We start from the raw sequence: 25,666 nt of genomic DNA, 5'->3' as shown, positions 1-25,666 counted from the left end.
GGTAACCTGGGGCGATGCTCAAGGAAGCCATCGCGACCCGCTTCATCACGCCCCTCCGTGAGGGCGGCTCGCTGCCGGGGCTCGTCGAGGCCGACGATCTCGGGACCTACGTCCTCAAGTTCACCGGCGCCGGGCAGGGCCGCAAGACGCTCGTCGCCGAGGTCGTCGTCGGTGAACTCGCCCGCCGCCTCGGCTTCCGGGTGCCCCGGCTGGTGACGCTCGCCCTGGACCCGGTGCTCGGCCTCGGCGAGCCCGAGCAGCAGGTGCAGGACCTGCTCCGCGGCAGCGGCGGCGCCAACCTGGGCATGGACTTCCTCTCCGGCGCCCTCGGCTTCGACCCGCTCGCCTTCACGGTGGACCCGCACGAGGCCGGCCGGATCGTCTGGTTCGACGCGCTGGTCAACAACGTCGACCGCTCCTGGCGCAACCCCAACCTGCTGATGTGGCACGGCGATCTATGGCTCATCGACCACGGCGCGACCATGATCTGGCACCACAACTGGCCCGGCGCCGAGGCCTCCGCGGCCCGCCCGTACGACGCCTCCGACCACGCTCTCGCACGCTTCCGGCCGGACGTCGAGGCCGCCGCCGCGCACCTGGCACCCCTCGTCACCGAGGACCTCCTCGCCGAGGTCACCGCCGAGATCCCGGACGTCTGGCTGGCCGGCGAACCCGGCTTCGACACCCCGGACGACCTCCGCCGCGCCTACGCCCGCCCGCTGCACGCCCGTGCCGCCGTCATCCACGACCGCATCAACGGCATCGAGGGACCCAAGTGACCGAGCGCCACATCATCCGGGGGAGCGAGCGCAACGACCGGGACGTCTACGAGTACGCGCTGCTGAGGGTCGTCCCCCGCATCGAGCGCGGCGAGTGCATCAACGCCGGGGTGCTCGTGTACTGCCGTGCCAAGGCGTACGTCGGCGTCCGCACCCACCTCGACGAGGCGAAGCTGCTGGTCCTCGACCCGGAGGCGGACGTGGCCGGCGTACGGGCCGCGCTCCGTGCCGTCGAGGGGGTCTGTGCGGGCGGCGAAGCGGCAGGTCAGGCGGGATCCGACGATGCGGGCCGACGCTTTCGCTGGCTCATCGCGCCCCGCTCGACGGTCGTCCAGCCCGGCCCCGTGCACACCGGACTCACCATCGATCCGACGGCCGAGCCGGAGCGCTTGCTGAACCTCCTGGTGAGGTAATGGATCACACTCGGCTCATGTGACGTTGACACCGCGTGCCAGGGCTTCTAGCGTCACGTCTGCTGAAGGTACTAAGCGGTCGCTCACCAGATGGGCGTCCTTCTCGAGGGCGAGGAGAACCAGCAATGTCCACCACTGAGCAGCGGGTCGCCGTGGTCACCGGCGGAGCGCGGGGCATCGGCGCCGCCACCGCCGTACGACTGGCCGCCGAGGGTCGCGCGGTCGCCGTGATCGACCTCGACGAGGCCGCCTGCAAGGACACCGTGGAGAAGATCACCGCGGCGGGCGGCAAGGCGATCGCGGTCGGCGCGGACGTCTCCGACGAGGCCCAGGTCGAGGCGGCCGTCGCCCGGGTCGTCGCCGAGCTCGGCGCCCCGACGATCCTCGTCAACAACGCGGGCGTGCTCCGCGACAACCTGCTGTTCAAGATGAGCGTCTCGGACTGGGACACCGTCCTGGGCGTCCATCTGCGCGGCTCCTTCCTGATGACGAAGGCCGTCCAGAAGCACATGGTCGACGCCGGCTTCGGCCGCGTGGTCAACCTGTCCTCCTCCTCGGCGCTCGGCAACCGCGGCCAGGCCAACTACTCCGCCGCCAAGGCCGGTCTCCAGGGCTTCACCAAGACCCTCGCCATCGAGCTCGGCAAGTTCGGCATCACCGCCAACGCCGTCGCCCCCGGCTTCATCGCCACCGACATGACCGCCGCCACCGCGGCCCGCGTCGGCATGGACTTCGAGGAGTTCAAGACCGCGGCCGCCACTCAGATCCCCGTCGCCCGTGTCGGCTACCCCGAGGACATCGCCAACGCGATCGCCTTCTTCACCGACGAGGCCGCCGGCTTCGTCTCCGGCCAGGTGCTGTACGTGGCCGGCGGACCGCTCGACTAGGGATCACGGACATGACTGAACTTCCTGAGCTCTCCGGCAAGGTCGCCCTCGTCACGGGCGCCAGCCGCGGCATCGGCTACGGCGTCGCCGAGGCGCTCGTCGCCCGCGGCGACCGCGTGATCATCACCGGCCGCAACGAGGACGCCCTGAAGGAGGCCGTCGAGCAGCTCGGCGCCGACCGGGTCGTCGGCGTCGCCGGCAAGGCCCACGACGAGGAGCACCAGGCCGTCGCCGTCGCGCGTGCCATGGAGGCCTTCGGCCGCGTCGACTACCTGATCAACAACGCCGGTACCAACCCGGTGTTCGGGCCGATCGCCGACCTCGACCTGAACGTCGCCCGCAAGGTGTTCGAGACCAACGTGATCTCGGCGCTCGGCTTCGCGCAGAAGACCTGGCACGCCTGGCAGAAGGACAACGGCGGCGCGATCGTCAACATCGCCTCCGTCGCGGGCGTCGCGCCCTCGCCCTTCATCGCCGCGTACGGCGTCAGCAAGGCCGCCATGATCAACCTGACGGCGCAGCTCGCCCACGAGTTCGCGCCCAAGGTGCGGGTCAACGCGATCGCCCCGGCGGTCGTGAAGACCAAGTTCGCGCAGGCCCTGTACGAGGGCCGGGAGGCCGAGGCCGCCGCGTCCTACCCGCTGGGCCGGCTCGGTGTGCCCGAAGACATCGGCGGCGCCGCGGCGTTCCTGACCTCCGCGCAGTCCGACTGGATCACCGGCCAGACCCTCGTCGTCGACGGCGGCATCTTCCTCAACGCCGGCGTCGGCTGACCGACCCCGCACACACCACGGGCGCCACTGGACACCAGGGGCGCCCGTGTCCATGTACAGGACCCGCACAGACCCCTGACAATGCCGCCACAGCAGCACCGGAAACGAACATGCCTGAGGGCCCGGTTCAGGCCGCGTAAAGCTGCGGTATGGTCTGCCAACCCTTGGTATGGCAGCTCGAGGAGCGTGCGCGTGTTCAACCGGAACAGAGGCCTTCGGCGGATGGCGGCCATCGCATCCATATCGTCGCTGGTGGCCGGGTGTGGCGTCCTGTCGTCCGACTCCTCCGACGAGGAGGGGCCGATAGTCGTCGGTACGACGAGCGCCCCGAGCACCCTGGATCCCGCCGCGTCCTGGGACAGCTCCTGGGAGCTGTTCCGCAACATCTACCAGACGCTCCTCAGCTATCCCTCCGGCGCCACCACGCCCCAGCCGGACGCCGCCGAGGAATGCGCGTTCACCGACACCTCGAACACCGCCTACCGCTGCGAACTGCGCAAGGGTCTGAAGTTCTCCGACGGCGACGCGCTCGACGCCAAGGCCGTCAAGTACTCGATCGACCGCATTCTCAAGATCAACGTCAACGGTGGCCCCGCCGGTCTGCTGGGCAGCCTCGAACGGGTCCAGGCGCTGGGCGACCGCGAGATCGTCTTCCACCTCAACAAGCCCGACGCCACCTTCCCGTTCGTGCTCGCCACACCCGCCATGTCGATCGTCGACCCCGGCGACTACCCGGCCGACGCGCTGCGCGAGGGCGACAGCATCGTCGGATCCGGTCCCTACACGCTCAAGTCGTACAGCGACTCCGAGGCCGAGCTCGTCAAGAACGACAACTACGACGGGTACGCCGAGCGCAAGAACGACGCGGTGACCATCCGCTACTTCAAGGACTCCGCGCCCATGGTCGCCGGTCTGCGCGACGGCTCGCTCGACGTCGCCTTCCGCGGCCTCGCGGCCGACGACATCGTCCAGATCGAGGAGGAGGAGTCCGACTCCGAGCTCCAGCTCCTCGACGGCACCGGCACCGAAATCAACTACCTGGTGTTCAACCCGAAGGACACCTGGGCCGGGAACGCCGCGGTCCGCAAGGCCATCGCCCAGGTCGTCGACCGCGCGGCGATCGCGCACAAGGTCTACAAGGACACCGTCGAGCCGCTGTACTCCATGGTCCCCAAGGGCCTGACCGGCCACACCACGGGCTACTTCGACGACTACGGCGACCCCAGCACCGCCAAGGCGAAGAAGATCCTCACCGAGGCGGGCATCACCCAGACCGTCCCGCTCACCCTCTGGTACACCACCGACCGCTACGGCTCCGCCACCAAGGGCGAGTTCGAGGAGATCAAGAAGCAGCTGGAATCGTCCGGCCTCTTCAAGATCACGCTCAAGAGCCGCCCCTGGAAGACGTATGTGACGGGCTACCAGAAGGGCGAGTACCCGGTGTTCGGGCGCGGCTGGTTCCCCGACTTCCCCGACGCCGACAACTTCATCGCCCCGTTCGTCGGCACCCAGAACGCCCTCGGCACCCCCTACCCGGCCACCAAGATCACCGGCGAACTGCTGCCGCGCTCCCGCAGCGAGAGCGACCGCAGCAGCGTTGAGCAGGAGTTCGAGGAGGCCCAGCAGATCCTCGTCGACGACGCCCGGCTGCTGCCGCTGTGGCAGGGCCGGCAGTACGTGGCTGCGAACGACGACATCTCCGGCGGGGAACGCGCGCTGGACCCGTCGACGATCATGATGATGGGCGAGCTGTACCGCAAGACCAGCTGGTAGTGCCGGGTTCCCGGGGAGGGGCGTTCGTTGTCAGTGGTCGCCTGTAGGTTCTGAGACCTGAAGTGACCGCACGACATAAGGACGTTGACGTGACCGACATCGCCATGCTGCCCGAGTCCTGGCGCGGGGTCCTGGGCGACGAGCTCCAGCAGCCCTACTTCAAGGAGCTGACCGAGTTCGTCGAGGAGGAGCGGGCGAAGGGTCCCGTCTATCCGCCGCGCGAGGAGGTCTTCGCCGCGCTGGACGCGACGCCGTACGACAAGGTGAAGGTCCTGATCCTCGGTCAGGACCCGTACCACGGCGAGGGCCAGGGTCACGGCCTGTGCTTCTCGGTGCGTCCCGGGGTGAAGACCCCGCCCTCCCTCCGGAACATCTACAAGGAGATGAAGGAGGAGCTGGGCACCCCCATCCCGGACAACGGCTATCTGCTGCCGTGGGCCGAACAGGGTGTCCTGCTGCTCAACGCGGTGCTCACCGTCCGGGCCGGCGAGGCGAACTCGCACAAGGCCAAGGGCTGGGAGAAGTTCACCGACGCCGTCATCCGCGCGGTGGCCGACCGGCCCGACCCGGCGGTCTTCGTGCTCTGGGGCAACTACGCCCAGAAGAAGCTCCCGCTGATCGACGGGAGCCGGCACATCGTGGTCAAGGGCGCGCACCCCTCGCCGCTGTCGGCGAAGAAGTTCTTCGGCTCCCGTCCGTTCACGCAGATCAACGAGGCGGTGGCGCTCCAGGGCCACGAGGCGATCGACTGGACGATCCCGAACCTGGGCTGACTGCCGCCGGGCCGGTTCCGCGTCGGGCCGGCCCGGTGCCGCCTGACCGGGATTGTCGGTGGGGGCCGTTAGCGTCGGACGATATCGACCGACGAGTGCCCGGAGGACGCGGTGGCGGAGCGACAGGAGCAGACGGCGCCCGATGCCGTGATGACGCGGATCGGGCAGGTCGTCATGCTGCATCACGCGGGGGACCGCGAGGAGGCCCGGCACCGCTTCCTCGACCTGTGGGCGGAGATCGGCGAGGACGGCGACCCGCTGCACCGCTGCACCCTCGCCCACTACATGGCCGACACCCACGACGATCCCTCGGACGAACTCGCTTGGGATCTGCGGGCGTTGACGGCAGCCGAGGAACTCACGGACGACCGTCTCGCCGAGCACGAGAGCACGCTCGCGGTCAGGGCGCTGTACCCCTCGCTCCATCTGAACCTCGCGGCCGACTATGTGAAACTCGACCGCTCCGACGCCGCCCGCACCCATCTGCGCCGCGCGCGAGGGGCGGCGGAATCACTCGCCGACGACAGCTACGGGGACGGGGTACGGGCGGCGATCAGCCGACTGGAACTCCGTCTCGGGGAAGGCGGTTCCTCCGGCACCGGGGGGTGGGGGCCGCCGCGACAGCGGCCCTGACGCGGCGCGGGCTGGTGGGGTGCCCATCCGATCGGCCAGCTTTCTGTGGCGCCTCGGTCGGCACCGGCGTGCGCCCCGGTGCCTCGGTGGCGTCCCGCCACGCGGTGTAGCCGATCAAGGCAGGCCGCGGCCCCGATCGATTTTGCCGCGCGGCATGTTGGGGTTCGCGCCGCTGCGACCGGCGAGAACTGCCGGGCGCCCCATGGCGGCACACGCCTGTCGGGCCGGAGACCGGAGGCAGCGGGTCGTGATGGGGTACGCCACGGCCGGGGGTGCGACCGGTGCCTCGTGAGGGCTTGGTCCGGTACCTCGTGGCGGCTCGTCCGGCACCGCGCGGGGGCTTGGCGCGGCACCCGCGCGGTCTCGGCCGCCGACTTGCGGCGTTTGGCCCGGACCTCGTGGTGCGCCTCGGCCGTTGTCTCGCGGGGGCTTGGTCCGGTTCCGTGTGGCGTCTCGCCCGGCACCCCGCGAGGCTTGGCGCGGCACCCGCGCGGTCTCGGCCGGCGACTTGCGGCGTTTGGCCCGGACCTCGTGGTGCGCCTCGGCCGTTGTCTCGCGGGGGCTTGGTCCGGTTCCGTGTGGCGTCTCGCCCGGCACCCCGCGAGGCTTGGCGCGGCACCCGCGCGGTCTCGGCCGGCGACTTGCGGCGTTTGGCCCGGACCTCGTGGTGCGCCTCGGCCGTTGTCTCGCGGGGGCTTGGTCCGGTTCCGTGTGGCGGCTCGTCCGGCACCCCGCGGGGGCTTGGCGCGGCACCCGCGTGGTCTCGGCCGGCGACTTGCGGCGTTTGGCGCGGTACCTCGTGGCGCCTCAGCCGCCAACCTGCGGTGCTTGGGCCGGTACATCCTGGTGCCTCGGTCGGCACGCAAGGTGCTCCGGCCGACACCGTCGTGTGGCTCGGCAGGTGCCCGCCGCGCACGTCCGCCGCACGCCTGTAGCGACCGTCCGCCGCGCGCGTGTGGCTGCCGCCCGCCCTCGCACATCCGTCAATCGCCCGCCGCGCCTATCTGTTGATCGCCGCGCACATCCTGCGGCCGCCCGCCCCTCAGGCCTGGCTGACGCCCGTCATGTCGCCCCGCTAGCGCCCGTACGTCCCCTCGCAGAGCAGCGCCTCCGGGCTGTCCTTGCGCCAGCCCCCGTACTGCTTGCCGAGCTTGCAGATGTCCGGGTTCTTCGGGACCTGGGCGGCGACGTCGGGGATCTCGACGCGGGGCCGGGGTGCTTCGGGGTGTGCGGGCTGGGGGTGGGCCGGGCGGGTGCGCGGGTGTGCGCGCGGTGCCTGTTGTTCGGGTGCCGGCACGGCGGCGGGGGGTGCCGCCTTCGGCGGGGGCGCGCTCCGTCTCGACTTGCGGGTCGACTCGATCAGTTGCAGGGCCTCCTGGGCCGGTGCCTGCACGACCTGCGGCTCCGCCCGGCCGTCGGGCCGGGGCGCCGCCGGCTGGGACGGTGTCACCGGCGGACCCGGGGCGAGGGATGGGTGCTGGACGGTCACACAGCCGGAGAGGGCCGAGACAGCCACGGTGACCAGGAGCGTTGCGGTCGTCGTCGTTCGATGCACCCGCGCAACTCTGCTGGGTCGCGCCGGGTTCGGGACAGCGGACGAGCGGAGGTTGCCCCGCACGGGTGATCTCCGGCCCCGTACGGAGGGCGTGCTCTCCGCGAGGGTGACGTCAGTCGCCGGTCGCGCCGTCGAGGCGCTCGCGGATCAGGTCGGCGTGGCCGTTGTGGCGGGCGTACTCCTCGATCATGTGGGTGTAGATCCACCGCAGGTTGAAGGGCTCGCCGGTGCGCCGGTCCTTGCCCGCGGACAGGTCGTCCAGCCCGAAGCGGGCCGCATTGCGCCGGGCGACCTCGATCTCGGCCTGCCAGGTGGCGTGGGCCTCCTCCCAGGTGTCCGCCTCGGTGAGATGGAACTCGCCGTTCGGGTCCTCGTCGCTGTAGTAGAGCGGCCCCTGACCGTCGTCGGTCAGTACCCTGCGGAACCAGCTCCGCTCGCACTCCGCCAGGTGTCGCACCAGCCCCATCAGGGACAGTTCGGAGGGCTCCACGGCGGCGGTCCTCAGTTGGGCGTCGGTCAGGCCCTCGCACTTCCAGGCCAGGGTCTGCCGGTGGTAGTCGAGCCAGCCCTCCAGCATGGTCCGCTCGTCGGCGTCGGTCGCGGGTTCGCTTCGCTGCGTCGTCATGCCCGCATCGTGTCCCAATCCACCAGCCCCGGCCATGTATTTCAGGTGCCGAGCATCCCGTCGAGCAGTTCCCGCAGCCCCGCCCGCACCTCCTCCGGCCCCGGCACGCGCGTACTGAACGACCCGGCCACGCAGGAGAACAGCAGCCCGTCCGCCCAGGCCACCAGGGACAGCACATGCCGGTCCGGTTCGGTGGAGCCCACGGCCGTGAGGAGGACGGCGAGCTGGTCCCGGAAGCGGGCGCCGGTGGCGTCGAAATAGGCCCGCAGCTCGGGGCGGCGGGTGGCCTCCAGGGCCAGTTCGTAGCGGGCGAGGGTCAGTTCTCGGTGGTGGGTGAGGGCGCGGTGTGTCGCCAGAGCCAGCGCCTCCACCAGCGCGGGGAGGCCGGCCCGCGGGTCCGGCATCTCGTCGAGCGCCAGCACCTTCGCCTCGCGGTCGGCCAGCCGGCGCACCGCCAGTTCCAGCAGCGCCTGTCGGGTGCGGGCGAGGTTCGACGTGGAGCCCTGGGGCAGCGCGGCCATCTCGTCGACGGCCCGGTGGGTCAGCCCGCGCATTCCGCGCTCGGCGAGCAGGGCGAGCGCGGTGTCGGCGACTAGGTCGGTACGGGAGGCCGGGGCCGGTTCGGTGCGTACGGGCATGGAGCTCAATCTACCCGGCGCACTACAGCTGTAGTACGGTTGGTCCGGAACTACACCTGTAGTGAGGAGTGGTCATGACACAGATCCGGCGCGTGGTCGTCATCGGCGGCGGCATAGGCGGCCTGACCGCGGCCGCCGCCCTGCACCTGAGCGGCCGGCAGGTCACCGTCCTGGAGCGGGCCCGCTCCCTGGAACCGGTCGGCGCCGCCATCTCCCTGTCACCCAACTCCCTGCGCGCCCTGGACGTCATCGGCATCGGCGACGAGATCCGCGACCTCGCCGCCTGGACGGGCGACGGAGGCCTGCGCACCCCCGGCGGGCGCTGGCTCTCCCGTTCCAGCGCCGCCGCCGCGGCCGAGCGCTTCGGCGGCCCGCTCGTGCTGCTGCACCGGGCCACCCTCGTCAAGAGCCTGGCCACACTGCTCCCCCCGGACGCCATCCGCACGGCAGCCGGGAGCACCCTCGTCGACCCCGGCGACGCCCGCCGCCCGGCCCGCGTGCGGACGCCCGACGGCGAGCTGGAGGCCGACCTCGTCGTCGCAGCCGACGGTGTCCGCTCCGCCGTACGCGCCACCCTGTTCCCGGACCACCCCGGCGCCGTCTATTCCGGGTTCACAACCTGGCGCGTGGTGATCCCCGTGCCCGCCACGGAGTTCGCCTCGCACGAGACCTGGGGCCGCGGCCGCCTCTGGGGCACCCACCCGCTCAAGGACGGCCGGGTCTACGCGTACGCCGCCGCCCTGGCGCCCGCGGGGGAGCGGGCACCGGACGAGCGGGCCGAACTCGTCCGCCGCTACGGCGACTGGCACGACCCCATCCCCGCCGTGCTCGCCGCCGCCAGCCCCGAGGACGTCCTGCGCCACGACGTCCACCACATCGCCGAACCCCTGCCCGCCTTCCACCGCGGCCGGGTCGCCCTCCTCGGCGACGCCGCGCACGCCATGCCCCCGACTCTCGGCCAGGGCGGCAACCAGGCGATCGAGGACGCGGTCGTGCTGGCGCACCATGGGGACCACCTGGCCGCGTACTCGGCGGCACGCCTTCCGCGTACGACCGCGATAGCCCGCCAGGCCGTCAGGATCGGACGCCTGAACATGACGCAGAACCGCGCTCTCATGGCCGTACGCGACTCCGCGATCGCCGCGCTCTCGCTCGCCGGTCCGGCCCTCTTCCTGCGCGGATTCGACGGCATCGCCGACTGGCGGCCGCCGCAGCCGCCGTATGCTTCGGTCGTGTCAGGCGCGGGCGAGCGGTAGGGAGAACCCAGTAGTGAAGGTCGGCTGCATCGGACTCGGCGACATCGCCCGGAAGGCCTATCTGCCGGTGCTCGGCGGTGTGCCCGGCGTCGAACTCCATCTGCAGACCCGCACCCCGGCCACGCTGGCCCGGGTCGCCGACGGCCTCCATCTGCCCGGGGCCCAGCGCCATCAGGACCTCGACTCACTTCTTGCCGCCGGGCTCGACGCGGCCTTCGTGCACGCGCCCACCGTCGTGCACCCCGAGATCGTGACGCGGCTGCTGGAGGCGGGCGTACCGACGTACGTCGACAAGCCGCTGGCGTACGAACTCGCCGACTCGGAGCGGCTGGTGACCCTCGCGGAGGAGCGGGAGGTGTCCCTCGCGGTCGGCTTCAACCGGCGCTACGCGCCCGGGTACGCCCAGTGCGCCGACCATCCCCGTGAGCTGATCCTCATGCAGAAGAACCGGATCGGGCTGCCGGAGGAGCCGCGGTCGATGATCCTCGACGACTTCATCCATGTCGTCGACACCCTGCGCTTCCTGGCTCCGGGCCAGGTCGACGACGTCACCGTGCGCGCCCGGGTCCAGGACGGACTGCTGCACCACCTCGTGCTCCAGCTCTCCGGCGACGGCTTCACCGCGCTCGGTGTGATGAACCGGCTCAGCGGCTCGGCCGAGGAGATCCTGGAGGTGTCCGGGCAGGACACCAAGCGTCAGGTGGTCAACCTCGCCGAGGTCATCGACCACAAGGGGCAGCCGACCGTGCGACGGCGCGGGGACTGGGTCCCGGTCGCCCGGCAGCGCGGCATCGAGCAGGTCGTGATGGCCTTCCTCGACGCCGTGCGCGCGGGGAAGGTGGTCAGCGCCCGGGACGCGCTGGCGACCCATGAGCTGTGCGAACGGGTGGTACGCGCGGTCCAGGAGCGGACCGCCTGAGCCGCAGGACCCGGACTCCCTGCCCCGCGCACCAGACGGCGAGGATGAGCAGCGCCGCGTGGGGCACCCAGTCGCCGAAGCGGACGTACGGCGTGACACCCGTGGCCAGCGGTACCTCGTAGACCGTCGTCGCGCTCGCGCTCGTGCCCAGCCATGAGCCGACCCGCTGTCCCTCCGGGCCGTAGACGGCCGAGACACCCGTCAGGGTCGCGTGGACCATCGGGCGGCCTGTCTCGGCGGCGCGCAGGGCGGCGAGCGAGGCGTGCTGCTCGGGGGCCCAGCTGTGCTGGAAGCTCGACGTCGACGACTGGGCGACCAGCACCTCGGCACCGTCCTCGGCGAGATGGCGGCTCATGTCGGGGAATGCGGACTCGAAGCAGACCATCGGACCGATCTTCAGCCCGTGGCCGACGTCCATCACGACCTGTTCGGAGCCCATCCTGCGGTTCTCGCCCGCCGCCTTGCCCACCGAGGTCGCCCAGCCGAGCAGCGAGCGGAAGGGGATGTACTCGCCGAAGGGCACGAGCCGCATCTTGTCGTAGCGGTCGCCGGTGAGTCCGGCGGCGCCGACGAGCACCGAACTCTTGTAGATGCCGGGCTTGTCGGAGCGCCGGGCGTCCACGTTGACGAGGATGTCGGCGCCGGTCTCGCCGGAGAGCGCGGCGAGCCTGCGGGCGAGGTCGGGGCGGTCGACGAGGTCGAAGCCGACACTGCTCTCGCCCCACACGACCAGGTCGACGTCCTGCCCGGCCAGTTGACGGGTGAGCTGTTCCTCGCGGGCGAAGCGCCGGTCGACGCCCTCGATGACGCCCGGCTGTACGACGGCGATCCGTACGCCGCCGTCGGCGTCCGGGCGCGGCGACCACATCCAGGCCGCCGAGGTGGCGGCGGCCGTGGCCAGGAGAGCGGCGAGCGCGGGAACGCGGGACTGCCGGACGGTGATCAGCACGGCGACGGCGACGTTCACGGCCACCACCAGGAAGCTGATCAGCCACACCCCGCCCACCGAGGCCACCCGCAGCGCCGGCTCCACCTCCCACTGACTGGCGCCGAGCATGCCCCACGGCCCGCCGAGGCCCTGCCAGGAACGGACGAGCTCCACCAGCAGCCAGCCCGAGGGCAGCACGAGAAGGGCGCCGCAGATCCGGCCCGGCGAGGGCGCCCCGGCGAGGAAGCGGCGGACCAGCCATCCCCAGGGCGCCCACAGTGCGCCGAGGAGGGCCGCGATGACGAAGGTGAACACATGCAGGCTCGGCAGCAGCCAGTGGTGCATGGCCAGCATGAACCCGAGCCCGCCGAACCAGCCGTCGTACGCCGCCCTCTTCCCGGTCGGGGCGGAGCGGACCAGGACGATCCAGGGGACCAGGGCGACGTAGGCGAACCACCACAGGGACGGGGCGGGGAAGGCGAGCACGGGCAGGGCGCCGGCGAGCGCGGCGGCGATGGAACGTCGCCAGGGGGAGGTGAGCCAGTGGCCGAGCGTCTTCATATGGCGCCTCCTACCCCGTGCGTCCCTCAAGTGTGCGTGGTGCGGACGTCCCGGGAAACAGAGGGCGCCGGTTCAGTTGATCATGGACGGGGGGCGGGGGCAGGGAGGCGCCGCCACTTCTCCTGTACGACGACCTCGCGGAGCCGCCAGCCGTCGTGCGTGCGCAGCAGCCCGAAGGCGTAGCGGCCGCCGCAGATGAAGTCCGGGGCCGCACCGGCTCCGTCGCCGTCCCGGTCGATGCGCATGGGATTGACGTAGTCGGCCTGGACGCGGGCCGTGTCGCCCGTGTCGTGGTCCCACTGGCCGAAGGCGATACGCCGGTTGACGATCAGATGCTGCCGCATCGAGAACACCCGCAGGCTCTCCGCGAGCCAGGTGGCGACCTGCCCGGCGTCTCCCTCGACACCGCCGGCCGAGCGGTAGTCCGCGCGTCCGTCCGAGGCGAACAGCTTTCGGTACCCCTCCCAGTCGCCGTCGTCCACGGCCACCGCGTACTCGGTGATCAGTTCGTCGACGGCCATCCGGTCCATCACGGTGGCGAGCTCCACACGCTGCGTCATCGGCTCAGTGTTGGGCACGGGGCGGGCGGGGCCAAGAGGCGTGCGGTGACATTCGGGTGGCGGCTCATGGCGTCGCCTCCTCGTCGATGTCGTCGGCCGCCCATGCGGTCGCCACCGGCAGGAACTCGTGTTCGGCCGCGTGCGCAGCCATCCGGGCGTTCCGCGCCCCGGCCTCCGGTCCGTCCGGGAGGTGGAACTCGTCGCCCGCGTGCGCGGAGCGGGCCTGCATCCGCGTGGCGGCGGCCAGCCGGCGGCGTACGTACCGGTCGAGCGCGGCGGGTACGTCGGCGGGGTCCGCGTCCGTGAGGCAGTCGCCGAGCACGGCCGCGTCGAGGATCGCCTGGGCAGCGCCCTGGGCCTGGAACGGCACCATCGCGTGGGCGCTGTCGCCCAGCAGGGTCACCCGTCCGGCGTTCCAGCGGGGGAGCGGGGAGCGGGTGTGGATGCCCCAGCGGTACATCCGCCCCGCGCGTTCGAGGACCCGGACGATCCGGGGATCCCACCCCGCGAAGGCGTGCAGCGGCTCTCCGGGCTCCGCGAGGGCGGTCCACGACTCCTGTGCCGTTTCTGTCCCGAACACGGCGACGACGTTGAGGAGTTCGCCACGGCGGACCCGGTAGTGGACGAAGTGCCGGCCGGGGCCGAGCCAGATCCCGGTGTCGGGCAGGTCCAGATCGGCGACCTGCCCGGCCGGGAGGAGCGCCCGGTACGCGGCGGTCCTGGAGAACACCGCCTCGTCCGCGCCGAAGAGCCACTGGCGGGCCGCCGAGCGGATGCCGTCCGCGGCCAGGACGAGGTCCGCCGTCAGTCGCTCGCCGTCGGCCGTCGTCACCTCGGCGGACCTGTCGTCCTGGCCGATCCCCACGACCTGGGTGCCGAGCCGCACCGACTCGGACGGCACGGCGGCGGCCAGGGCCTGCTGCAGATCGGCCCGGTGCAGTTGCAGATAGGGCGCCCCGAACGCGTCGTCGACCTCGCGGCCGAGCGCGTACTGACAGATCTCCGTCCCGTCGGACCAGATGCGGAAGCTCAGCCGGCCGGGCCGGGCGGCCTGCGCGGCGACCGCGTCGAGCCGGTCCAGACGGCGCAGCACCCGCGTGGCGTTGGGCGCGAGCTGGATACCGGCGCCGGCCTCGGTGAACCGCGGCAGTTGCTCGACCAGCGTGACCTCGTGCCCGGCGCGACGCAGACTCAGCGTCGCGGCCAGCCCGCCGATGCCCGCCCCTATGACGATGGCTCGCATGACACGACGGTAGCGAAGGGAACTCCGGTGCCGTACGGGGGATTTCGGGCGTCGGTACGACCACGGCCGAGGGCCCGCGGCGCGTCGGGCGCGTGCTCCCACCGGTGAAGCCGTCGCCATCAACACCGGTCGGAGGACCGGTGATCCGGCAGGTCAGAGCAGCGCGCGCAACCGCTCGAACGCCGTCGGTGTCGGGCGGTCCGGCAGGAACTCCTTGATGCGCAGGGCGCATTCCCTCGGGGTGGCGCTGTCGGTGTCGCACTCGATGTCGTAGATCCCGTGGGAGTGCACCTGCTCCAGTTGGCCGGCCGCGAGCCCGGGCGGCCGGTCGCCCCGCTCACTCTCCCGGCGCGCCAGCTCCAGGGGCGGGCAGTGCACGCCGACGAACACCACGTCCCGGGGTGCGAACAGCGACAGGCAGTCGTGGAGCCGCCATGGGGCGCTCAGCACATGGTCGACGACGACGTTGTTCCCCGCGGCCGCCATCCCCGCGACCGCGCGGTGGAAGCCCTGCCAGGTGCGGTGCAACACGGCGCCCACCTGGTCCGGCGGCACGGAGGCACTCGACCGCATCGCGTGGAAGGCGTCCACGGGCATGTGGAACCAGGGTTCGTCCAGCATCGACAGCAGTTCGGTCGCGATGCTGGACTTGCCTGAACTGGAGGTGCCGTTCAGGAAGATGACGAGGCCCTGGCGCGGGGGGACGCTGTCGAGATGCTCCATGGGGTGATCCTAGGAGGCGCTTCGGCGACCGGTGAGCGATCATCGTGCGATGACGCATGCCGCTTCCTTCCGCCACCAGTTCCGGTCGGGCGGTTCCTACGAGTTGGGCATCGAGGTCGGTTCGACGGACGACGCCGGGCTTCAGGCCGTCCTGAGCGCGGTGTGGGCCGCGGCAGGCGTGCAGGGGTGCTACGGGCACGGGGACCGGGAGCCGGAGGAGCAGGAGGCCGTGCCCTGCACGGTCGCCTCCCTGGAGGAGTTCGGGCATCTCCACGGCCGGGTGCGGCTGCCTTCGGGGGACCTTGTCGTGTGCGGGGTCATGGCGGTCCGTGGCGGCGACGACAGCAGTGACTGGCTGGACTTCTACGTGCCGGACACCGCGCTGGACGCTGCCGGAGTCTCCTACTGGGACGGTCGGTCCTTCTACCGCTCCGCCCTGATCGACGACTGGCTGGCCGCCATCGCCGCCGAGGCCTTCCGCAGCGCGCCGTTCAGCTGTGCCGCCGTCGGATGGGAGGTCTCCGGATGCATTGACGCGGCGTCGCTGGCCGGTGAGCTGCCCGAGAAGCGGAGCGTGGGGTATCTGGTGCCCCGCGACGGTGTCCTGCGCTACGGACCGGCCAACGACTGAGCCGCAGGCCTTGGTTCAGGCCGCCTTGATGACGGTCCCCCGGATCGCGGCCGCCCACTCGACCACCAACAACTCGTATTCCTCGCGCTCCTGGGCCGACAGCGATCCGCCTGCCCGCAGCCACAGCGCACGGATCTGCTCGTTCACTTCGGCAGCAGACCGCACGGAACCAGAGGCCACGAAATAGGGGGGCATGAGGACAAGCCTAAGGGCAGGAACTGACACTCCGCTACCGAACGGCTACACACAACGTATGTGATGGGTCACGGTGTTCGTTGTGCGAACGTGTTGACTCCGCTGTCGTGGGCGTCAGCCGGCCGACTCCGCCGCGTGCGGGCTCAGCCCGCCGAACGTCACCAGCAGGATGATCACGATGCCGAGCGCGATGCGGTACCAGACGAACGGCATGAAGCTCTTGGTCGAGATGAACTTCATGAACCACGCGATGACCACGTATCCGACGACGAAGGCGATGATCGTCGCGAAGATCGTCTGGGGCCAGTCCACATGGCCGCCCTCCATCGCGTCCTTGGTCTCGAAGAGGCCGGACGCGAGCACCGCGGGGATGGCGAGGAGGAAGGAGTAGCGGGCCGCGGACTCGCGCTTGTAGCCCATGAAGAGGCCACCGCTGATGGTGGCGCCGGAGCGGGAGACGCCCGGGATGAGGGCGCAGGCCTGACAGAGGCCGAAGATCAGGCCGTCCCGTACGCCCAGGTCCTCCAGGCCCTTGCGCTGCTTGGCCGCGCGGTGCTTGCCGCCGCTCTCGTCGCGGGCCGCCATCCGGTCGGCGATGCCGATGATGATGCCCACCACGATCAGCATGGTCGCCGTGATCCGCAGATCGCGGAACGGCCCCTCGATCTGGTCCTTGAGCGTCACGCCGAGCACCCCGATGGGGATCGAGCCGACGATGACCAGCCAGCCCATCTGGGCGTCGTGGTTGCTCCGCATCTCCTTGTTGAACAGGGATCGGGTCCACGCCGAGATGATCCGCCCGATGTCCTTGCGGAAGTAGATCAGTACGGCCGCCTCGGTACCGATCTGCGTGATCGCCGTGAAGGCCGCGCCGGGGTCGTCCCACTTCGCGAAGGCCGCGGTCAGCCGCAGGTGCGCACTGGAGGAGACGGGGAGGAACTCGGTCAGCCCCTGGACGAGTCCGAGGATGAAGGATTCAAACCAAGACATGAAGGTAGGGAGTCCAAGCGCTGATCGGGGGAGGAGTTACGGGCACACCGAGCCGTCCGGGCGCGGTGATCACAGGTGTGGAGGGCAGCCTAGCGGCCTCGGATGACAGGCCTGGCACAGGGTGCGGGCCGAGCGCCGGTGAGCAGGGCGTACGGGCTGTTGACCGGCCAGGGTGCCGCCGCTTAGGTTGCTGCGGAGAGAAAGCGCTTGCTGCTCTGATGGCAGGTGTCGGCGCTGTCCGCCGTTCGTTCGAGGAGTGCTGATCGCGTCCATGTCACCCACCACTCCCTACGACGGGCGCCGCATCCGGGCAGCCGTCATCGGTACCGGCGCCATCGCCCGGGGCTCCCACCTGACCGCGCTCGGCGCCCTCGCCGAGCAGGGCGAGGTCGAGGTGGTCGCGGCGGTTGACATCGATGCCAAGGCCGTCGAGGCGTTCTGCGCGGCGGGCGGTGTCCCGCACGGCTACACCGACCTGGACCGCATGCTGCGCGAGCAGCGCCCCGACCTCGTCACCATCTGCACCCCGCCGACCCTGCACCGCGACCAGACGGTCGCCGCGCTGCGCGCCGGGGCCTGGGTGTGGTGCGAGAAACCGCCGATGCCCACCCTCGCCGACTTCGACGCCGTGGAGGCGGAGGAGGGCAAGGAAGCCGGCCCGTACGCCTCCATCGTCTTCCAGCACCGCTTCGGCTCCGGCACCCGGCATGTGCGCCGCCTGCTCGACGGACACGACCTCGGCCGCCCGCTCGTCGCGCACTGCCAGACCACCTGGTACCGCGACACCGCGTACTACGCCGTGCCCTGGCGCGGCCGCTGGGAGACCGAGGGTGGCGGCCCGGCGATGGGCCACGGCATCCACCAGATGGATCTCCTGCTCGACCTGCTCGGCCCGTGGAGCGAGGTGCGCGCCATGGCCGGGCGGCTGGTCCACGACGTGGAGACCGAGGACGTCTCCACCGCGCTGGTCCGCTTCGAGAACGGCGCGCTGGCCACGGTCGTGAACAGCGTGCTGAGCCCCGACGAGGTCAGCCGCATCCGCATCGACTGCGAGCGCGCGACCGTCGAACTCACCCATCTGTACGGTCACAGCAACGAGAACTGGGCCGTCACCCCGGCGCCCGGCGTGCCCGACGAGCAGGCCGCCGCCTGGCGGGACTTCGGCGCGGATGTGCCCAGTTCGCACACGGAACAGCTGCGCGAGCTGGTCGCCAGTATGCGCGCCGGGGAGCGGCCGCGCAGCAGCGGCGCCGACGGACGTGGCAGCCTGGAACTGATCGCCGCGCTGTACAAGTCGGCGTTCACGGACGTCACGGTGCGGGCGGGCGAGATCGGCCCGGGCGACCCGTTCTACACGGCCATGCACGGGAACGCGCCCGGCTGGGCCCCCGTCGTCAGCGAGGAGGTGCCCGTATGACCGGGCTGCGCATCGTCCACGCGCACGGCGACCGCATCACCGTGACCGACCCGGCCACCGGCGTGGAGCTGCTCGCCTACGTCTACCGGCCGGAGGCGGCCTGGGAGGCCCCCAAGCCGTACATCCACCCGCTGCGGACCCTGGCCGGCGACGTCGTCACCGACTACCGCCCCAACGACCACCGCTGGCACAAGGGCCTGTCCCTGACCGCCTCGCACCTGTCGGGCGCCAACCTGTGGGGCGGCAACTCGTACGTGCACGGCGAGGGCTACCTCGAACTCCCCGAGCGCGTCGGGTCGATGGCGCACGTCGGCTTCGACGAGGTCCGCGCCGACGACGACCGGGTCGTCATCGCCGAACGGCTGACCTGGCACCCGTACAGCGGCGAGCTGTGGGCCGAGGAGCAGCGCCGGATCGAGATCCACGACGTGGACCAGCGGTCCGGATCGTGGGCGCTGACCTGGACGAGCGCCATCACCAACCGGCGTGACGAGCCGCTGGTCTTCGGCAGCCCCACCACCGCCGGACGCGAACTCGCCGGGTACACGGGCCTGTTCTGGCGCGGCCCGCGCGCCTTCCGCGACGGCCGCGTCATCGCGCCGGACGCCGAGGGCCCCGGCCTGCTCGGCGCGCAGGCCCCCTGGCTGGCCCTGTCCGGCGAGCACGACGGCACGGACGGCCACGCCACCCTGGTCTTCGAGCACGCCCCGGAGAACGACCACCTCGGCACCGAAGGCGCCCACCCGGCCCACTGGTTCGTCCGCAACGAGCCCTGGGCCGGTGTGGCCCCCTCCTGGGCCTTCTGCGACGAGCTGGAACTCGCCCCCGGTGACACCCTCACCCGCCGCTACCGCGTCGTCGTCGCCGACGGCGCCTGGGAGCGGGAGGAGATCGCCAAGTACCTGGAGGCCCACCCGTGGTGACCGCCTTCGAGGGACTGCCCGGCGGGGTCGCCGTCTCGCGACTGTGCGTGTACGACTGGCCCGCCGCCGACGGCGTCTCCGGCGGAACCCCCCATATGCACCTGACCTGTTCGGAGGCGTACGTCGTCACCGGCGGCCGGGGTTCGGTGCAGACCCTCACGACGTCCGGGTACGAGGTCACGCCCCTCGTACCCGGCACGGTCGCCCGGTTCACGCCGGGCACCGTCCACCGGCTGGTCAACGAGGACGCTCTGCGCATCACCGTCCTGATGCAGAACAGCGGGCTGCCGGAGGCGGGGGACGCGGTGCTCACGCTGCCCCCGGAGTACCTGGCCGACCCGGAGGCCTACGCCGCCGCGACCGTCATCCCCGCGGACGCGCCCGAGAAGGAACGCGAGCGCGTCGCCCGGGCCCGCCGCGACCTCGCTCTGGAGGGCTATCGGGTGCTGCGGGAGGCTCCCGAGGGGCTGGCCGACTTCCATCGCGCGGCCGCCGCGCTCGTACGGCCGCGACTGGCCGAGTGGCGGGAACGCTGGCGCGACGGTGCGGCGGCCGCCGCCGCGGCGACGGGGGAGCAGCTCGACCGCCTCGAACAGGGCGACCTCTCCCACCTCGCCGACGCCGTCGTACACGCGGAACAGCCGTCGGAGTACGGCAAGTTCGGGATGTGCGGACGGCTGGACGTCTACAAGGGAGTCTGAGCCGGCTGCTCCGTCGCGACACCGTGGGCGGACGCGCCTAGCCTGGAGTCATGGCCACGGTGCAGGCGGGCGGCCTCGAAATCGCCTACGACCGCGTCGGGCAGGGGCCACCACTGGTCCTCGTGCACGGCGCGGCCGTCTACGCGCGCGTATGGCAGCCGCAACTCTCCGGACTGGCCGATGAGTTCACGGTCGTGGCCTGGGACGAGCCGGGGTCCGGACGGTCCTCGGGCATCCCTCCCGGCTTCGGCCTCGCGGACTACGCCGACTGTCTCGCCGCGCTGATCGAGGGGCTGCGGCTCGGCCCGGCCCACGTCGCGGGCCTCTCCTGGGGCGGGACGGTCGTGCTGGAGCTGTACCGCCGCCACCCGTCACTCGTCAGAACGCTGGTCCTGGCCGACACCTACGCCGGCTGGAAGGGCTCCCTGCCCCCGGAAGAGGTGGCGGCCCGCGTCGAAGGGGTGCAGCGGATGCTCGCGCTGCCCCGGGAACGGTTCGATCCGACGCTGCCGGGGCTGTTCGCCGGGGACCCGCCCGGCGAGCTGGTGCCGCTGCTCGACGCCATGGCGCGGGACGCGCGCCCGGAGACGCTCGCGGCGCAGCTCTCGATCATGGCCGGGACCGATCAGAACGACCTGCTGCCCGGGATCACGGTGCCGACGCTGCTGCTCTGGGGCGAACTGGACGCGCGCTCACCGCTGAGCGTCGCCCACGCGTTCCGTGCGGCGATCCCGGGCGCCGAGCTGGTGGTGCTGCCCGACGCGGGGCATGTCAGCAACCTGGAGCGCCCGCAGGACTTCAACCGGGCGGTTCGCGCGTTCTGCCGCGCGCACAGCTGACCTGTCCGCACGCCTTTACGCCGCCGAAGGCCCCGCGACCGTCCAGCCGGGTGTCTGCGGATGGGCCGTGAGGTCCTCGTGACGGACGTGCTCGCCGCAGGCCGCGCAGGTGACGACCGGGGCCAGTTCGTTGCCGCAGACGTGCTCGACCACCATGGGGCGGTCGCCGTCCCCGCGGAGGTGACGGTCGCCCCAGGCCATGAGAGTGACCAGGACCGGCTCCAGTTCGAGTCCCGCCGGGGTGGGCCGGTACTCGAAGCGCTGCGGCCGCTCGCTGTAGGCCCTCTTGGTGAGGATCCCGGCGTCGACGAGCCGGCGCAGACGCGTGGCGAGGACGTCGCGCGGGGCGCCGATGTTGCGCACCAGCTGGTCGAAACGGCGGTTGCCGAGGCAGACCTCGCGCAGGACGAGCAGGGAGTACTTCTCGCCGACGAGCGCCAGGGTGTCGGCGATGGAGCAGGGGCGCGGGTGTTTGGTGGCGGCCATGGTGCCGATTCTAGGGGGGTTCCGGGAGAGGGTTTGAATTTCCAACCTACGGGGCTATGGTGAGTTTGGATTTCCTACTGACCGGTAGCGCCCGGTTCCCTCGTACTGGAGGCCGTCCATGCGTGACGCAGTCATCGTCGAAGCCGTACGCACCCCGATAGGCAAGGGCAAGCCGAACGGTGCCCTCGCGCACGTCCACCCCGTCGAACTCCTCGCCCACACCCTGCGCACCCTCGTCGAGCGCTCCGGCGTCGACCCGGCCCTCATCGACGACGTCATCGGCGGCACCGTCGACCAGGTCGGCGAACAGGCCATGAACACCACCCGCTACGCCCTCCTGTCGGCGGGCTTCCCGGAGACGGTCCCGGCGACCACCGTGGACCGCCAGTGCGGCTCCTCCCAGCAGGCCGTGCACTTCGCGGCCCAGGGCGTCATCTCCGGCGCCTACGACCTCGTCGTCGCCTGTGGCGTCGAGTCGATGAGCCGGGTGCCGATGTGGTCCAACGTGCCGCCCGGCAAGGACCCCTTCGGCCCCGGCGTCGCCGAGCGCTATCCCGAGGGGCTCGTCCCGCAGGGCATCAGCGCCGAACTCATCGCGGCGAAGTGGTCGATCGCGCGCGAGCAGATGGACGCGTTCGCGGTGTCGTCCCACCTCAAGGCCGCCGATGCCTGGGAGAAGGGGCTGTTCGACGCGGAGGTCGCGCCGTTGGAGGGTGTGGCGCGCGACGAGTGCGTACGGCCCTCCAGCACGGCCGAGATCCTCGCCGGGCTCAAGCCCGCGTACTACGACCCGGCCTTCGCCGAACGCTTCCCGCAGATCGAGTGGAACGTCACGGCGGGCAACGCGAGCCCGATCAACGACGGCGCGTCGGCCGTGCTGATCACGTCGAGCGAGACCGCGGCCCGGCTCGGCCTGCGGCCGCTGGCCCGGCTGCACAGTTTCGCCGTCACCGGGTCCGACCCGCTGCTCATGCTCACCGGTGTCATTCCGGCCACCGAGAAGGTGCTGCGGAGGGCTTCACTCACCCTGGACGACATCGACCTGTTCGAGGTCAACGAGGCGTTCTCCAGCGTGGTGCTGGCGTGGCGGCAGGAGACCGGGGCGGACCTCGACAAGGTCAATGTGCACGGGGGCGCCATCGCGATCGGGCACCCGCTGGGGGCGAGCGGTACGCGACTGACGACGACGCTGGTGCACGCCATGCGGGAGCGCGGGGCGCGGTATGCGCTGCAGACGATGTGCGAGGCGGGTGGGCTCGCCAACGCCATGGTGCTTGAGCGTGTGTGAGCGGCCGCGGGCCGGTGGGGGCTGGTCGCGCCACGCGGCGGAGCCGCAAATCGATACAGCCCCGCGCCCCTTTGGGGCGCGCGCCCCTGACCGGCGTTTTCAGCGTGCCCGCAGATGATGGCGCTTGCGCCAGGCCACCGCCGCTCCCACCAGTGCCGGGACCGCGATGGCCGCCATCGCGATGAGGAACGCCGGGGACGTCGGCGTCGACGCGCGGGCTCCTGCCACGACGTAGGCGGCGGTGTTCGGGATCGAGCCGAGCGCCGTCGCCAGCAGGAACGGCAGATAGCCCATGCGCGAGACGGCGGCGCAGTAGTTGGCGGCGGCGAACGGGACGCCGGGGAACAGCCGGATCGCCAGCATCGAGCGGAAACCGTGACGGCTGAGCTGCCCGTCCGCGCCCTGCAGCAGGCGACCGCGCAGCAGCGGGCGGAGGGCGCTCTGGCCCAGCACCCGGCCCAGCGTGAAGGCGATGCCGGCGCCGAGCACCGTGCCCGCCAGCGCGGCACCGAGACCCAGTTGCGAGCCGAAGAGCGCGCCCGCGGCCAGGTTCAGCAGCGGGCGCGGCACGAACGCCACCGCGCACAGCCCGTACGCCACCGCGTACACCAGGGCGGCCGCGGCCCCGCCGAGCTCCGGTGGCCAGCCGTCGGCCAGCAGCCGCTGTGGCTCCAGGAGGAGCACGGTCGACCCGGCCGCCGCGAGGAGCGCGACGAGCAGGGACAGCCGCGACCAGGGCGAGAGCAGCACTCTCGAGCAGCGTGCGGCGAGACCGACCGTGACGGGTGCGGCGAGGGCGAGCTCCGTGGCGGCGGCCGGGGGAGGGGCCGTGGCTGTGCCCCCAGAGCGGGTGGTGGCATCGAGCATCCGGTGACACTAACCGACCCATGTGTGTGATCGCCGTATGGTTCGTCTCATGAGCGTCACAGGTGTGGGATCTCCCTCACTGCCGCACAGCACTCTTGCGGACACCGTGCTGGAGCGGCTCACCGCCGTCTACGGCGGTGCGGCCGACCCCGAACGGGCCGAGCCCATGCGCGCGTACATGAAGGACGTCGCCCCCTTCCTCGGCCTCACCACGCCCGTGCGTCGCTCCCTGTCCCGCACCGTCCTGGAGGGCACGCCCCGCCCCGACGAGGCCGACTGCACCGCGATCGCCCTGCGCTGCTGGGAGTTGCCCGAGCGCGAGTACCAGTACTTCGCCGTCGACTATCTGCGCCGCCACGCGCGCGTGCTCCCGTCCGGCTTCCTGCCGGTGGCCCGGCACCTCGTCTCGACGGTCCCCTGGTGGGACACCGTCGACCTGCTCGCTGCGCACGTCGTCGGCGCGATGGTGACCGCCGACCCGAAACTCGCGGCCGACATGGACGCCTGGATCGTGGACGACGACCTGTGGATCGCCCGCACCGCCCTGCTCCACCAACTGCGTTACAAAGAACACACCGACGCCGACCGCCTGTTCACCTACTGCCTGCGCCAGTCCGGGCACCCCGACTTCTTCATCCGCAAGGCGATCGGCTGGGCGCTGCGCGAGTACGCCAAGACCGACCCGGAGGCCGTACGGGCCTTCCTCGCCCGGGAGAAGGGCCGCTTCGCGCCGCTGTCGGTGCGGGAAGCCCTCAAGAACATCGGCGCCTGACATCCCGTAGCTCGAAAAACCATTCGACTCCGGGCGGGGTGTCGGCAATGATCGGCCTCATGTTCCGGCACGCCTTCCTCTTCGCAGCATCCGCAGTCGCGGATGCACCGAAGGCTGCCGTTGAAATCTTCCTGGCCGCTGTCGACGGCGCCCGAAGCTGACCCTCTCCGGATTGTCCGGCGGACCCCGCAGGGGGAGGGTCGGCCAGTTCCCCGGGGTCCCCGTCACCAACGAAGAGGCTTCGAGGAATCGCCATGCCCAAGACGGCATACGTGCGCACCAAACCGCATCTCAACATCGGCACCATGGGCCACGTCGACCACGGCAAGACCACCCTGACCGCCGCCATCACCAAGGTCCTCGCCGACCGCGGCACCGGCACCTTCGTCCCGTTCGACCGCATCGACCGGGCTCCGGAGGAGGCCGCGCGCGGCATCACCATCAACATCGCGCACGTCGAGTACGAGACCGACACCCGGCACTACGCGCACGTGGACATGCCGGGCCACGCCGACTACGTCAAGAACATGGTCACCGGCGCCGCGCAGCTCGACGGGGCGATCCTCGTCGTCTCCGCGCTCGACGGGATCATGCCGCAGACCGCCGAACACGTGCTGCTCGCCCGGCAGGTGGGCGTGGACCACGTGGTCGTCGCCCTGAACAAGGCCGACGCGGCGGACGACGAGCTCGTGGAACTCGTCGAGCTGGAGGTCCGCGACCTGCTCACCACACACGGGTACGGCGGCGACGCGGTGCCTGTCGTACGGGTCTCCGGGCTCAAGGCGCTGGAGGGCGACCCGCGGTGGACGGCGTCCATCGACGCGCTGCTCGACGCGGTGGACACGTATGTGCCCATGCCGGAGCGGTACTTGGACGCGCCGTTCCTGTTGCCGGTGGAGAACGTGCTCACCATCACCGGCCGCGGCACGGTCGTCACCGGTGCGGTGGAGCGGGGCACGGTCCGGGTGGGCGACCGGGTCGACGTGCTCGGGGCCGCCGTGGACACGGTGGTCACCGGGGTGGAGACCTTCGGCAAGCCCATGGACGAGGCACAGGCCGGGGACAACGTGGCGTTGCTCCTGCGCGGCGTTCCCCGGGACGCCGTACGGCGTGGGCATGTGGTGGCCGCGCCGGGCAGCGTGGAGCCGCGACGGCGGTTCTCGGCGCAGGTGTATGTGCTGTCCGCTCGTGAGGGAGGCCGCACGACGCCGGTGTCGACGGGGTATCGGCCGCAGTTCTACATCCGTACGGCGGATGTGGTCGGCGACGTCGACCTGGGTGAGGTGGCGGTCGCCCGGCCCGGGGAGACGGTCAGCATGACCGTCGAGCTGGGGCGGGACGTGCCGCTGGAGCCCGGGCTCGGATTCGCCATCCGTGAGGGTGGTCGGACCGTCGGTGCGGGGACCGTGACAGCCGTCGTGTGAGGGCGGCTGATGTGTGGGGGACCGCGGGGCCGGCGTGGCCGGTCGCGCGGTTCCCCGCGCCCCTTCGGGGGCGCGCCCCCGCCGCCCCTGGACA

Annotated in this window: 28 protein-coding genes; 17 read left to right on the top strand and 11 right to left on the bottom strand. The window is 71.5% G+C overall.

The features are described from left to right. Positions 1-14 precede the first annotated feature (14 nt). From OG381_RS09940 to OG381_RS09910, 7 genes are all read left to right on the top strand, one after another. Positions 15-779: a HipA family kinase gene (locus OG381_RS09940; protein ID WP_327715766.1), complete on the top strand. Its 765-nt coding sequence runs from the start codon at positions 15-17 to the stop codon at positions 777-779. Then, a complete protein-coding gene (locus OG381_RS09935) occupies positions 776-1,192 on the top strand; it encodes a DUF3037 domain-containing protein (protein WP_327715765.1) in 417 nt (138 codons plus the stop codon). The genes OG381_RS09940 and OG381_RS09935 overlap by 4 nt, the downstream gene beginning before the upstream one ends. A gap of 125 nt (positions 1,193-1,317) precedes the next feature. Then, positions 1,318-2,079 (top strand): 3-oxoacyl-ACP reductase FabG, encoded by a 762-nt coding sequence (gene fabG, locus OG381_RS09930; protein ID WP_327715764.1) that lies wholly within the window; start codon positions 1,318-1,320, stop codon positions 2,077-2,079. An 11-nt stretch (positions 2,080-2,090) separates the two neighbouring features. After that, the gene (locus OG381_RS09925) at positions 2,091-2,852 is read left to right on the top strand and encodes an SDR family oxidoreductase (RefSeq protein WP_327715763.1); all 762 of its coding nucleotides are present in this window, start codon (positions 2,091-2,093) and stop codon (positions 2,850-2,852) included. Positions 2,853-3,044: 192 nt separating this feature from the next. Next, complete coding sequence (locus OG381_RS09920) at positions 3,045-4,625, top strand: ABC transporter substrate-binding protein (RefSeq protein ID WP_327715762.1); 1,581 nt, start codon at positions 3,045-3,047, stop codon at positions 4,623-4,625. An 89-nt stretch (positions 4,626-4,714) separates the two neighbouring features. After that, a complete protein-coding gene (locus OG381_RS09915) occupies positions 4,715-5,398 on the top strand; it encodes a uracil-DNA glycosylase (protein ID WP_327715761.1) in 684 nt (227 codons plus the stop codon). A 111-nt stretch (positions 5,399-5,509) separates the two neighbouring features. After that, positions 5,510-6,031, top strand: a complete 522-nt coding sequence (locus tag OG381_RS09910) for a hypothetical protein (protein WP_307033563.1) — start codon at positions 5,510-5,512, stop codon at positions 6,029-6,031. 1,075 nt (positions 6,032-7,106) lie between these two features. Here the strand turns inward: OG381_RS09910 and OG381_RS09905 are convergent. From OG381_RS09905 to OG381_RS09895, 3 genes are all read right to left on the bottom strand, one after another. Continuing rightward, positions 7,107-7,586: a hypothetical protein gene (locus tag OG381_RS09905; protein ID WP_327715760.1), complete on the bottom strand. Its 480-nt coding sequence runs from the start codon at positions 7,584-7,586 to the stop codon at positions 7,107-7,109. A 112-nt stretch (positions 7,587-7,698) separates the two neighbouring features. Beyond that, complete coding sequence (locus OG381_RS09900) at positions 7,699-8,211, bottom strand: DinB family protein (protein WP_327715759.1); 513 nt, start codon at positions 8,209-8,211, stop codon at positions 7,699-7,701. A gap of 41 nt (positions 8,212-8,252) precedes the next feature. Further along, positions 8,253-8,849, bottom strand: a complete 597-nt coding sequence (locus OG381_RS09895) for a TetR/AcrR family transcriptional regulator (protein ID WP_327715758.1) — start codon at positions 8,847-8,849, stop codon at positions 8,253-8,255. 74 nt (positions 8,850-8,923) lie between these two features. Between OG381_RS09895 and OG381_RS09890 the strand changes: the two genes are divergently transcribed. Next, positions 8,924-10,105 (top strand): FAD-dependent monooxygenase, encoded by a 1,182-nt coding sequence (locus OG381_RS09890; protein WP_327715757.1) that lies wholly within the window; start codon positions 8,924-8,926, stop codon positions 10,103-10,105. A 13-nt stretch (positions 10,106-10,118) separates the two neighbouring features. Continuing rightward, a complete protein-coding gene (locus tag OG381_RS09885) occupies positions 10,119-11,024 on the top strand; it encodes a Gfo/Idh/MocA family protein (RefSeq protein WP_327715756.1) in 906 nt (301 codons plus the stop codon). Here the strand turns inward: OG381_RS09885 and lnt are convergent. The 4 genes from lnt to OG381_RS09865 all read right to left on the bottom strand — a co-directional run bounded on the left by lnt (position 10,948) and on the right by OG381_RS09865 (position 15,039). Then, positions 10,948-12,513: an apolipoprotein N-acyltransferase gene (gene lnt, locus OG381_RS09880; RefSeq protein ID WP_327715755.1), complete on the bottom strand. Its 1,566-nt coding sequence runs from the start codon at positions 12,511-12,513 to the stop codon at positions 10,948-10,950. The two genes, OG381_RS09885 and lnt, sit on opposite strands and share 77 nt — an antisense overlap. An 80-nt stretch (positions 12,514-12,593) precedes the next feature. Next, positions 12,594-13,073, bottom strand: coding sequence for a nuclear transport factor 2 family protein (locus tag OG381_RS09875; RefSeq protein ID WP_327715754.1), 480 nt, complete (start codon positions 13,071-13,073; stop codon positions 12,594-12,596). 64 nt (positions 13,074-13,137) lie between these two features. Then, entirely contained in the window at positions 13,138-14,316 is a 1,179-nt protein-coding gene (locus tag OG381_RS09870) for an FAD-dependent monooxygenase (protein ID WP_327715753.1), read from the bottom strand. Positions 14,317-14,469: 153 nt separating this feature from the next. Continuing rightward, a complete protein-coding gene (locus tag OG381_RS09865; protein ID WP_327715752.1) occupies positions 14,470-15,039 on the bottom strand; it encodes a chloramphenicol phosphotransferase CPT family protein in 570 nt (189 codons plus the stop codon). A 49-nt stretch (positions 15,040-15,088) separates the two neighbouring features. Here OG381_RS09865 and OG381_RS09860 point away from each other — a divergent pair, with 49 nt between their 5' ends. Continuing rightward, entirely contained in the window at positions 15,089-15,670 is a 582-nt protein-coding gene (locus OG381_RS09860; protein WP_327715751.1) for a hypothetical protein, read from the top strand. Between the two features lie 15 nt (positions 15,671-15,685). On the opposite strand, the gene OG381_RS09855 is transcribed toward OG381_RS09860, so the two are convergent. Both OG381_RS09855 and OG381_RS09850 read right to left on the bottom strand, forming a co-directional pair. Next, positions 15,686-15,865, bottom strand: coding sequence for a hypothetical protein (locus tag OG381_RS09855; RefSeq protein ID WP_327715750.1), 180 nt, complete (start codon positions 15,863-15,865; stop codon positions 15,686-15,688). Positions 15,866-15,979: 114 nt separating this feature from the next. Continuing rightward, positions 15,980-16,855: an undecaprenyl-diphosphate phosphatase gene (locus OG381_RS09850; RefSeq protein WP_327715749.1), complete on the bottom strand. Its 876-nt coding sequence runs from the start codon at positions 16,853-16,855 to the stop codon at positions 15,980-15,982. A gap of 271 nt (positions 16,856-17,126) precedes the next feature. On the opposite strand from OG381_RS09850, the gene OG381_RS09845 reads away from it, so the two are divergent. Genes OG381_RS09845 through OG381_RS09830 form a run of 4 tightly spaced genes read left to right on the top strand, consistent with a single transcriptional unit; the run spans position 17,127 to position 20,735 of the window. After that, positions 17,127-18,272: a Gfo/Idh/MocA family protein gene (locus OG381_RS09845; RefSeq protein ID WP_327715748.1), complete on the top strand. Its 1,146-nt coding sequence runs from the start codon at positions 17,127-17,129 to the stop codon at positions 18,270-18,272. Further along, on the top strand, positions 18,269-19,195 hold the full coding sequence (locus OG381_RS09840) for a PmoA family protein (RefSeq protein ID WP_327715747.1): 927 nt from the start codon (positions 18,269-18,271) through the stop codon (positions 19,193-19,195). The genes OG381_RS09845 and OG381_RS09840 overlap by 4 nt, the downstream gene beginning before the upstream one ends. Continuing rightward, complete coding sequence (locus tag OG381_RS09835) at positions 19,189-19,896, top strand: cupin domain-containing protein (protein ID WP_327715746.1); 708 nt, start codon at positions 19,189-19,191, stop codon at positions 19,894-19,896. The genes OG381_RS09840 and OG381_RS09835 overlap by 7 nt, the downstream gene beginning before the upstream one ends. Positions 19,897-19,946: 50 nt before the next feature. Next, a complete protein-coding gene (locus tag OG381_RS09830) occupies positions 19,947-20,735 on the top strand; it encodes an alpha/beta fold hydrolase (RefSeq protein WP_327715745.1) in 789 nt (262 codons plus the stop codon). A 15-nt stretch (positions 20,736-20,750) separates the two neighbouring features. On the opposite strand, the gene OG381_RS09825 is transcribed toward OG381_RS09830, so the two are convergent. After that, complete coding sequence (locus tag OG381_RS09825; RefSeq protein ID WP_327715744.1) at positions 20,751-21,221, bottom strand: winged helix-turn-helix transcriptional regulator; 471 nt, start codon at positions 21,219-21,221, stop codon at positions 20,751-20,753. A 118-nt stretch (positions 21,222-21,339) separates the two neighbouring features. Here OG381_RS09825 and OG381_RS09820 point away from each other — a divergent pair, with 118 nt between their 5' ends. Beyond that, on the top strand, positions 21,340-22,509 hold the full coding sequence (locus OG381_RS09820) for a thiolase family protein (protein WP_327715743.1): 1,170 nt from the start codon (positions 21,340-21,342) through the stop codon (positions 22,507-22,509). A 99-nt stretch (positions 22,510-22,608) separates the two neighbouring features. On the opposite strand, the gene OG381_RS09815 is transcribed toward OG381_RS09820, so the two are convergent. Continuing rightward, positions 22,609-23,376 (bottom strand): TVP38/TMEM64 family protein, encoded by a 768-nt coding sequence (locus tag OG381_RS09815; RefSeq protein WP_327715742.1) that lies wholly within the window; start codon positions 23,374-23,376, stop codon positions 22,609-22,611. A 49-nt stretch (positions 23,377-23,425) separates the two neighbouring features. Between OG381_RS09815 and OG381_RS09810 the strand changes: the two genes are divergently transcribed. Beyond that, on the top strand, positions 23,426-24,148 hold the full coding sequence (locus OG381_RS09810) for a DNA alkylation repair protein (protein ID WP_327715741.1): 723 nt from the start codon (positions 23,426-23,428) through the stop codon (positions 24,146-24,148). A 254-nt stretch (positions 24,149-24,402) separates the two neighbouring features. Next, positions 24,403-25,572 (top strand): elongation factor Tu, encoded by a 1,170-nt coding sequence (gene tuf, locus OG381_RS09805; RefSeq protein ID WP_327715740.1) that lies wholly within the window; start codon positions 24,403-24,405, stop codon positions 25,570-25,572. Positions 25,573-25,666 lie beyond the last annotated feature (94 nt).

It is taken from the genome of Streptomyces sp. NBC_00490, from assembly GCF_036013645.1.
Classification (GTDB): Bacteria; Actinomycetota; Actinomycetes; order Streptomycetales; family Streptomycetaceae; genus Streptomyces; species Streptomyces canus_F.
This window is presented reverse-complemented; position numbering and strand designations above follow the sequence as displayed.